The organism is Desulfovibrio sp. ZJ200 (assembly GCF_011039095.1).
GTDB lineage: Bacteria > Desulfobacterota > Desulfovibrionia > Desulfovibrionales > Desulfovibrionaceae > Desulfovibrio.
In genome coordinates, this window is sequence record NZ_JAAKEH010000077.1 from 1 (window position 1) to 7,565 (window position 7,565).

General features: G+C 63.3%; 13 protein-coding genes. 11 read left to right on the forward strand and 2 right to left on the reverse strand.

Translation table 11 applies throughout. The features are described 5' to 3' along the window. From G7Y52_RS14020 to G7Y52_RS15420, 9 genes are all read left to right on the forward strand, one after another. Window positions 1–521 (forward strand): phage regulatory CII family protein (locus tag G7Y52_RS14020; protein ID WP_165072950.1); only part of this gene is annotated, 521 nt, incomplete at its 5' end. Next, window positions 518–787 carry a DUF4258 domain-containing protein gene (locus G7Y52_RS14025; RefSeq protein ID WP_165072921.1) on the forward strand — a complete coding sequence of 90 codons (270 nt, stop codon included), beginning with the start codon at window positions 518–520 and terminating at the stop codon, window positions 785–787. The genes G7Y52_RS14020 and G7Y52_RS14025, both read left to right, overlap by 4 nt. Window positions 788–791: 4 nt before the next feature. After that, on the forward strand, window positions 792–1,025 hold the full coding sequence (locus tag G7Y52_RS14030; RefSeq protein WP_165072952.1) for a hypothetical protein: 234 nt from the start codon (window positions 792–794) through the stop codon (window positions 1,023–1,025). After that, window positions 1,022–2,023 (forward strand): hypothetical protein, encoded by a 1,002-nt coding sequence (locus G7Y52_RS14035; RefSeq protein ID WP_165072954.1) that lies wholly within the window; start codon window positions 1,022–1,024, stop codon window positions 2,021–2,023. Before G7Y52_RS14030 ends, G7Y52_RS14035 begins: the two co-directional genes overlap by 4 nt. Next, window positions 1,998–2,393 carry a hypothetical protein gene (locus G7Y52_RS14040; protein ID WP_165072956.1) on the forward strand — a complete coding sequence of 132 codons (396 nt, stop codon included), beginning with the start codon at window positions 1,998–2,000 and terminating at the stop codon, window positions 2,391–2,393. Before G7Y52_RS14035 ends, G7Y52_RS14040 begins: the two co-directional genes overlap by 26 nt. Next, on the forward strand, window positions 2,390–2,899 hold the full coding sequence (locus G7Y52_RS14045; RefSeq protein WP_165072958.1) for a RusA family crossover junction endodeoxyribonuclease: 510 nt from the start codon (window positions 2,390–2,392) through the stop codon (window positions 2,897–2,899). Before G7Y52_RS14040 ends, G7Y52_RS14045 begins: the two co-directional genes overlap by 4 nt. 7 nt (window positions 2,900–2,906) lie before the next feature. Next, complete coding sequence (locus G7Y52_RS14050) at window positions 2,907–3,464, forward strand: hypothetical protein (RefSeq protein WP_165072960.1); 558 nt, start codon at window positions 2,907–2,909, stop codon at window positions 3,462–3,464. Beyond that, window positions 3,464–4,927: a phage terminase large subunit gene (terL, locus tag G7Y52_RS14055; RefSeq protein ID WP_165072962.1), complete on the forward strand. Its 1,464-nt coding sequence runs from the start codon at window positions 3,464–3,466 to the stop codon at window positions 4,925–4,927. Before G7Y52_RS14050 ends, terL begins: the two co-directional genes overlap by 1 nt. A gap of 8 nt (window positions 4,928–4,935) precedes the next feature. Then, window positions 4,936–5,835 carry a hypothetical protein gene (locus tag G7Y52_RS15420; protein WP_241159769.1) on the forward strand — a complete coding sequence of 300 codons (900 nt, stop codon included), beginning with the start codon at window positions 4,936–4,938 and terminating at the stop codon, window positions 5,833–5,835. Here G7Y52_RS15420 and G7Y52_RS14065 read toward each other — a convergent pair. Both G7Y52_RS14065 and G7Y52_RS14070 read right to left on the reverse strand, forming a co-directional pair. Next, window positions 5,798–6,094, reverse strand: coding sequence for a helix-turn-helix transcriptional regulator (locus G7Y52_RS14065; RefSeq protein WP_165072964.1), 297 nt, complete (start codon window positions 6,092–6,094; stop codon window positions 5,798–5,800). The two genes, G7Y52_RS15420 and G7Y52_RS14065, sit on opposite strands and share 38 nt — an antisense overlap. Continuing rightward, the gene (locus G7Y52_RS14070) at window positions 6,091–6,459 is read right to left on the reverse strand and encodes a type II toxin-antitoxin system RelE/ParE family toxin (RefSeq protein WP_241159770.1); all 369 of its coding nucleotides are present in this window, start codon (window positions 6,457–6,459) and stop codon (window positions 6,091–6,093) included. Before G7Y52_RS14070 ends, G7Y52_RS14065 begins: the two co-directional genes overlap by 4 nt. A 108-nt stretch (window positions 6,460–6,567) precedes the next feature. On the opposite strand from G7Y52_RS14070, the gene G7Y52_RS14075 reads away from it, so the two are divergent. Together G7Y52_RS14075 and G7Y52_RS14080 are read left to right on the forward strand one after the other, a co-directional pair. Next, window positions 6,568–7,161 (forward strand): pesticin C-terminus-like muramidase, encoded by a 594-nt coding sequence (locus G7Y52_RS14075; protein WP_241159771.1) that lies wholly within the window; start codon window positions 6,568–6,570, stop codon window positions 7,159–7,161. Next, window positions 7,161–7,457 (forward strand): hypothetical protein, encoded by a 297-nt coding sequence (locus G7Y52_RS14080; RefSeq protein ID WP_165072972.1) that lies wholly within the window; start codon window positions 7,161–7,163, stop codon window positions 7,455–7,457. The genes G7Y52_RS14075 and G7Y52_RS14080 overlap by 1 nt, the downstream gene beginning before the upstream one ends. Window positions 7,458–7,565: the final 108 nt, after the last annotated feature.

Consider the following 7,565-nt stretch of genomic DNA (forward strand, 5'->3'; position numbering starts at 1 on the left):
AGAACATGACCGCTACTGAGGCCATACGCCATGCCAAGGACGTGTCCGGTCTGACGGCTGAGGAAATCGGCGCGGCGGCCGGTTTGAGCGCGGCCGTGGTGCGGCGCTATCTGCAACGCGGCGACGGTTACGATCCGGGGTTGAGTAAAATTCCCGCCCTATGCCGGGCCATGCACAACACTGTGCTGATCCAGTGGCAGCAGGCTCAGCTTGAAAGGCAGGCGGAAGACATCCCGCCCGCCCGCACCCGGGCCCAAGTACTGACTGCCGTGGCCAGAGCCGCCGCCAGCATGGGCGATGTGCAGCGCCGCCTGGCCGACAGCGAGGGCGGTGGCATTGATCCGGCCTGCGCCCGCGACGTGCGCGGCCTTGTGGGCGATGTGATCGAGGACTGTCGGGTGGTCATGGCCATGCTGGCTGTGCAGGCAAGTCATGCCGACATCACGGAATGTATGCCCCTGGCCAGCCTGCGGCCTGAACGCAAGCGCCCGTGGTGGGCGATTTGGAGGCGGAGGGCATGAACCTGACTTTTTCCGCTCATGCTCTGAACCGTTGCCTTGAGCGGGACATTTCCCTCCAACGGGTAGCCGACGCCATCCTGGCGGGAACCATGGAAGGGTATGGAGACCGCCGAATCCTGACGCACGGGCGGCTTCGAGTGGTTGCAGTGGTCCAGGACAATTCCTGTTTTGTGGTTACGGCGTTCCGCCTGCCGAACCAGAATCCGAAACGCCATATCCAGAAGCAACGCGCCCGGATACGACGCTTTCAGCGTGAGCGGAGGTGACGCCATGCGCTGTCGGCATCGTCTGCCCAACCCGGAAACGGCGGGCTATTGTGATCGGATTGATCCGGACACCGGCGAAGTGATCAAGAGCGGCTGGGACGCCCTGCGGGAAGCGGCCAGGCGCAGCCCGGACTTGCGGCCCTGCCCGCGGCAACTTGGCAGCCGGGGAACCTGGAACTGGATTTACCGCACGACTTGCGAGAAGTGCCCGGACGCCGTGAAAAAGGAGGCGGCATGAACACTGATATTCGTCTTTCAGTCGGCTTCTGGCAACACCCGAAGACGAAAAAAACTGTGAAGCGTCTCGGTCTGGAAGGGATACGCTCGCTTCAGGTTTTGTGGCTGTGGGCGGCACAGAATAAACCTGACGGCAATCTGGCCGGTATGGATTGGGAAGACATTGAGCTTGCCGCTGACTGGCAGGGGGAGGAGCGGGCGTTTTTTGACCACTGCCTTGGCGTGTGGATCGACGAAGCTGAGGGCGGCTATGTCCTCCACGACTGGGCCGAGCACAATCCCTGGCAGGCGGAAGCTGAAGCCAGGAAGGAGCAGGCCCGGAAAAATGCCACCGCAGGCTGGGAAAAGCGTCGCGCAAAGCGCCCGCACGATTCCGGCAATGCCGATTCCATGCCGCCGCAATGCGACGGCAATGCGCCCGCAAAGCAGCCGCACGATTTTGGCAATGCTCCTTCTCCTTATCCTTCTCCTAACCAAGAAGAAAATACATCCCCCCCTGTAGAGAGTCTTGTGAACCAGGATCGCGCGCGTTCCCCAGAGCGCGGCAGTGAGGGAGTCGGGGCGGATTTGTCAGGCCCGGGGCTGGAATTTGTGGAACTCCGGGAGTTCTACAACCGCGAAATGCGGGCTGAAGGCCCGTTGGCGGGCTTTGCCGAGTACAAACAGCTCAAGGCCGCGCGAGACATGACTGGCGCATCTCTCTGGCCGGGAAACGCCAGGCTTTTTGACGACCTCGCGGCCCGCAAGGACGCTGGCGTCTGGAGCCGGGGCTTTGAGATCGGGCTTGGGCGCTATCTGCGCGAAAAGACCTGGCTTGCGCCCGTCACTGGCCGCGCACAGGCGGCAACATCCGCACCGACGGAACACCAGCGGCGACAGCAGGAGTCGCGGGCAATGGCAAGGGCGCGACTGGCAATGCGCGAAGACGAACGGGCAGCAGCAAATGCAGTCCATGAGGGAATGGGAGCAAAGCATGAGCCAAGAAGTATTGCGTCGTAAGCTGCTGGTGTGTCTTATCGACGCCGAAATGGTCTATCGCACCGGGCGGAGTCAGGAGGAGCTTGCCCTGCTGGCGGACATCTTTGCCGACGATCTGGCGGGCGAGGATGCCGAGACCATAGACCGTGCCTTCGCCGTACACCGCCGGGGCAGCACACGCTTTCCCACGCCGGCCCATATCCTCGCGATCATCCCGCAATGTCGGACGCCCCGCTATGACTACGCGGCCCTGCCAATGGAGACCGAGGGCACAAGGACGCCGGGTATCGGCGTCGTTGTGACGCGCGCCCTCCGGGGAGACGAGGAGGCAAGGCAGGAAATGGCCCGCCTCATGGGGCAAGCAATGGGCGTTCAGGCGGTACGGCAATGAGCATGACGCAGGCAATGTTCCCCGGTTGCGAGCAACAGGCCAGGCGAAATGATGCGCCCACGGGCACCATATCGTTTTTCCTGCCCTGTATCCCGACGGCGCAGCAGCGCGTGCGGCACATGAGAACGAGCAATGGCATTCACATATCGTACAAATCGGACGAGCAGGCGGCCAACGAGCGCACGCTGGAAGTCCTAATGCTCAAGTGGGTGCCAGACGAGCCAATGGACGGAACGCTCCAACTGGCCTTTCAGGCAATCTTCCCCGTCCCGAAATCCGTGACCAGGCGCGAGCGGGCGGCAATGCTACGGGGCACGATAGGGCACACGTCAAAGCCCGACCTGGACAACCTTGCCAAGCAACTCAAGGACTGCATGACCCGCCTCCGCTTTTGGCGCGACGACAGCCAAGTAGCCCGCTGTATCATCGGCAAGGAGTATGGCGAGAGGCCAGGCTGGGTCGTGGCCGTATCCCGGATTGCTGAGGAGCGCCGTCGGCGTAAGTGAGGGCAATATGGGCAGACTTACAGCCTCACAGTGGGAGCAGGCGCGGGCCGATTACGAGGTGCGCGGCATAAGCCTTGGAGACGTGGCCCGGACATACGGCGTGGCCACGTCCAGCGTTTCCAGACGGGCGCGGGCCGAGGGCTGGACGCAAGGGCGTTTGCAAGACCTTGCGGCGCGGAAAGTAGCGGCAGTCAAGGAAATGGCCGAGGTGGAAACGCAAACGCAAGACCTGCCGTTGCGTATCCGGCACACGCTCCAAAGTGTGGTCGAGGAGCGCCTGCAGGCAGAGGGGATGCTCGCCAGTCTGGACGTGGCCCTGGCCGCCAAGGCCATCACGCTCGCCCATCAGGCCACGAGCGCGGCGGACATCGAGACGCTTTCCCGCGCGCGCAAAAATCTTGCGCCCGCGCAGCAGGCCCCGGCCCAGCAGACCACCGTCACCGTCAATCAGCAGGCCCAGGCCGGAGCGGCCGCCGAGGCGGTTTCAATCCCTCCGGCTCCGCCGACGCCCGAGGGGGCCGTGCGCGCCGTGCTGCGCGGCGCCCTGGAGGGGGATGAGGCCTGATGCTGTTCGCCCGCGCAACTCAGGCCGAGCGCGATGAGATTCGCCGCGCCTGCGAGGCCGATCTGCTCACGTTCACGGCCATCATGTTCCGCGCGCGCATGGCCCAGCCGTTTTTGATCAACTGGCACCATGAGCGCATTGCCGATGCTCTCATGGCCGTGTACCGCGGCGAGATCAAAAATCTGCTGGTGACCATGCCGCCCGGCGGCACCAAGACCGAGCTGTGCGTGATCCATTTCATGGCCTGGTGTTTTGCGCGCTCGCCGTACTGCCGCTTCCTGCACCTTTCCGGTTCGGGGGAATTGGCAAGCCTGAACAGCGCCACGGCAAAAGAAATTATCGAACTTGAGGAGTATCAGGCCCTGTGGCCGCGGGCCATCAAGCGGGACACGCGGGCCAAGAACCGCTGGAACATCGACGTATGCGGCCGCACGGCGGGCGGCGTCTACGCCACCAGCACGGGCGGGCAGGTAACCGGCTTCCGGGCCGGGTACATCCGGCCGGGATTCTCCGGCGCGATCCTGATCGACGATCCGCTCAAGGCTGACGACATCTGGAGCCAGGCCAAGCGGGACGCGGCCAATCGCAAGCTCACCGGCACCATCCGCAGCCGCCGGGCCAGCTCCGAGCACACGCCCATTATCCTGATCATGCAGCGCCTGCACGAGGACGATCCGGCCGGGCACGCCCTGGCCGGAGACTTTGCAGCCGAGTTTGAGCACCTGGAAATTCAGGGCATACAGGACGAGGGCACGCCCGGCGAGCGCAGTTATTGGGAGGTCAAGGACAGCCTCGCCTCCATGCAAGCCTTGCGGGAGCGTGACCCCTACACGTTTTACGCTCAGGTGCAGCAGCGGCCCACGCCGCCGGGCGGAGCCATGATCAGGACGGACTGGATACAGCAGTACGCGAGCCCGCCCGGAACGTTGCATACCCTGCTGTTTGTCATGGATACCGCGCTCAAGACGAGTGAGCGCAATGACTACTCCGTCCTCTCGCTGTGGGGCTTTGACGGCGTCAGCGTCTATCTGCTGGACGTGGAGCGCGGCAAGTGGGAAGCCCCGGATCTGCTGACGGTCGCGGTGGCCTTTCTGGCCCGGCACCGGCCGCGGCGGCCCTCTCCGCTCAGGCTGCGCGGCGTGCTGATTGAGGACAAGGCCAGCGGCACGGGTTTGATACAGAGTTTGCGGCGTGACGAGACGTTGCGGGACATGCCGATCATTCCCGTGCAGCGCGGCACGGACAAGGTGAGCCGCGTCAATGACGTGTTGCCGTTCATCCGGGCCGGGCGCCTGCGCGTGCCCGAGTCCGCGCCGTGGCTGGCGGCCTATCTGGGCGAGCTGGCGGCGTTTTCGCCGGCCATGACGCACAAGCACGATGATCAGGTGGACGTGACCTGCGACGCGCTCAACGAGTTTTTACAGGCAGGCGGCGGCGTAAGCCGGGGAATGGATCTGTCGTAGGAGGCGGCATGGCACGGCTGAGACTTTTGAGAGACGCTCTCACCGGAGAGCGATATTACCGGGAGGCGGCCACAGGCATGGCTTTTCGGCGCATTGTCGGCTCTCTGGTGTGGCCCTGCGGAGAGCGGCCGGGCTGCCTTGTGGTACTGGGGGAGACGCGCTCCCGCCAGAACGTCCTGGGCGCGCTCAGGCACGATGTGCACAGGCTGGAGGAGATCCGCAGCGACGACGTGTCGGTCTTGCTGTCCCGGATGGCCCGCATGACAGAGGATTGGCTGGTCCAGTACTGGGCTACGCCCATGGCGGACAATCGCGTGTACCTGCTGGACGACGCAAACGACAGTCAGCGCAGACTCCGCCGCCCGCTCCTGCACTATGGCGACCCGCAGGGGTGGCAGGGCCGGGGCGAGGGGCTGTTGCCCTTTTACCACGCCCTGGCGCAGCGCCGCACCAAGAGCGAAAAGACCCTGTTTCTGGGAGACGCCTGCACGGGAGCCGATGAGATCGCCAAGTTGCAGGAGGAGGACATGGGCAGAAAGCCCACGGACTTCCCAGGCGCGGCGGCCTTGTGTTTCGCGCTTGCGGAAATCGACGTTGACCCATGGCCGGAATGGGGCGAGCGCGCCAAACTCTACGGGGGGGCCTGCCGACGAGCTGGGAGGCTACTGATGGAGCGTGCCAATGCTGTGTCGTATACCCCGAAAATCCTGAAGAGTATGCGGGAAATCTGTGAGGAAATGGGCGTGGGGGAAAAGCAGGTGCGGGCATGGGTCAGAGCCGGAGCTCCAATTGCAGTGGAAGGTGAGGGCTGCAAGATTCGCTACAGCGCCGAGGGCCTGCGCTTGCAGCTATGGCGCGAGCGTCACTGCGCTATGCTCCTGCAACAGGCTGATCCGGCTGAATCGTGATTGAAATGGGGCGGCCTACGGCCCTGGCATACCGGCGCAGGCTCTTGACCGAGACATTGCGCCCGGACTCTATACGGGCAATGACCGGCTGCGAAACGCCCAGCTTACGGGCGACTTCCGCCTGCGTCATGCCGGCGGCGGAGCGAGCCTCAATCAATGCCCGGGCAATGCTGAACTCCTGATCGAGAGCCTCATAGGCGGCCTTGAACTCCGCATTCTGCATAAGCTCAGGCAGTACATCAAGCACACGCTTGCTCATTCCATTATCTCCTTGGCCCGTTGCAAGGCCAGTTTGATTTCCCTGTCCGGTGTTTGTTGTGTTTTTTTAACAAAGGAGCGGACTACAATCACGCGACGACCGCTGACGGCCACATAGATGCTACGGGCGATGCCATCCTTGCTCTTGCCGCGCATTTCCCAGAGCTTGCCCTGAAGGTGACGCACATAGGGCATGCCCACTCGCTGAAGGCCGTAATCCTCGACCATCTCCACAATCTTCAGCAGCGAGGCCAGCATATCTTTCGGCAATGCCAGAAACTCTGCCCTGACCGTTTCGTTCAGGAATTCTACCGACCAATTCATGGCGAATAATATAGCATATAAGTTATAAACGTCAATCGGCAAAACCCTGTCAACCCCTCCTGAGCCCTTCCCAGCCCCTCCTCAGCCTTTCCCAGCCTGTCCGGCCCCAAACCCCATGCTACGCTTCCGGCACAAGCGGGAGCGTTTTTCATGGTGCATACCGAGTTCATCCGTCGCTTTTTGGCCCGCTGGGAGACGCGGCAGCTTGTCGCCTATATGCCATGCCGCAAACGCAATTTCACGGGCCGGGAAAATCCGGCCGCGTGCGGGGAGCCCATTGGCGCGTCCGGCGTGACGGTCGGCACCGGTCTGGACCTCGGCCAGCAGGCAGAGGCCGATCTGCGGCGCATGGGGATTCCCGCGCCGCTCATGGAGCGGTTCCGGCCCTATCTCGGCAAGCGCCGTCAGGATGCGCTTGCCGCCCTGGCGGCCGCGCCACTTACTCTCACCGATGCACAGTGCGAGGCCGTGGATGCGGCCGTGCATGGCGACTATATCCGCAGGGCCGCAGCGCTTTACGACCGGGATAGCGCGGGCCTGCCGTTTGCGAACGTGCCGCCCCAGGCCCAGGCAGTCATTGTCTCCCTGTTTTACCAGTTGGGCGCGCCTTCCGGGTACCCCAAAACATGGAAGTATCTTTGCGCCGGGGACTGGGCCCGGGCCGCCCGTGAACTGCAAACCGGGTTCAAACAATACGCTAACCGCCGCGCGGACGAGGGGCGGTTGCTGGCGGAGGTTGTGTGATGATCAAATTTCTCACGTCTCTTTTTGGTCTGGGGGGAAAAGCCCTGGACAGAATCCTGCCGGATCGGGCCAGGCTCCAGGAAAAGAATCTGGAAATCAATGCCGAGACGGAACGGGCCAGCGGCGGACGTCTGACCCCGCGCAGGCTCATGATGTACCTGCTCTGTCTTCTGTTCGCATGGGAGGCCGTCGCGCGGCCAGTACTTGTTACCTACTGGCCCGGCCTCACCTTGCCGCCCAGCATGGGCAAGGAAATATGGCTGGCCGTTTCCGCGCTGTTCGGCATGGGGTTTTAGCGTGAGCGTGGATCGCGAACTTTCCGAATATGACCTGAACACGGCCGCGAGTATCGCGCGCCTGGAAGCCAAGGTTGACGCCCTCATCATCCGTTTTGACGAGGCCAT

What these genes read in the sequence shown, in the direction of transcription:
- G7Y52_RS14025 (WP_165072921.1), top strand. Translation starts at nt 518, where the DNA reads ATGAACCTGACTTTTTCCGCTCATGCTCTGAACCGTTGCCTTGAGCGG.
- G7Y52_RS14030 (WP_165072952.1), top strand. Translation starts at nt 792, where the DNA reads ATGCGCTGTCGGCATCGTCTGCCCAACCCGGAAACGGCGGGCTATTGT.
- G7Y52_RS14035 (WP_165072954.1), top strand. Translation starts at nt 1,022, where the DNA reads ATGAACACTGATATTCGTCTTTCAGTCGGCTTCTGGCAACACCCGAAG.
- G7Y52_RS14040 (WP_165072956.1), top strand. Translation starts at nt 1,998, where the DNA reads ATGAGCCAAGAAGTATTGCGTCGTAAGCTGCTGGTGTGTCTTATCGAC.
- G7Y52_RS14045 (WP_165072958.1), top strand. Translation starts at nt 2,390, where the DNA reads ATGAGCATGACGCAGGCAATGTTCCCCGGTTGCGAGCAACAGGCCAGG.
- G7Y52_RS14050 (WP_165072960.1), top strand. Translation starts at nt 2,907, where the DNA reads ATGGGCAGACTTACAGCCTCACAGTGGGAGCAGGCGCGGGCCGATTAC.
- terL (WP_165072962.1), top strand. Translation starts at nt 3,464, where the DNA reads ATGCTGTTCGCCCGCGCAACTCAGGCCGAGCGCGATGAGATTCGCCGC.
- G7Y52_RS15420 (WP_241159769.1), top strand. Translation starts at nt 4,936, where the DNA reads ATGGCACGGCTGAGACTTTTGAGAGACGCTCTCACCGGAGAGCGATAT.
- G7Y52_RS14065 (WP_165072964.1), bottom strand. Translation starts at nt 6,094, where the DNA reads ATGAGCAAGCGTGTGCTTGATGTACTGCCTGAGCTTATGCAGAATGCG.
- G7Y52_RS14075 (WP_241159771.1), top strand. Translation starts at nt 6,568, where the DNA reads ATGGTGCATACCGAGTTCATCCGTCGCTTTTTGGCCCGCTGGGAGACG.
- G7Y52_RS14080 (WP_165072972.1), top strand. Translation starts at nt 7,161, where the DNA reads ATGATCAAATTTCTCACGTCTCTTTTTGGTCTGGGGGGAAAAGCCCTG.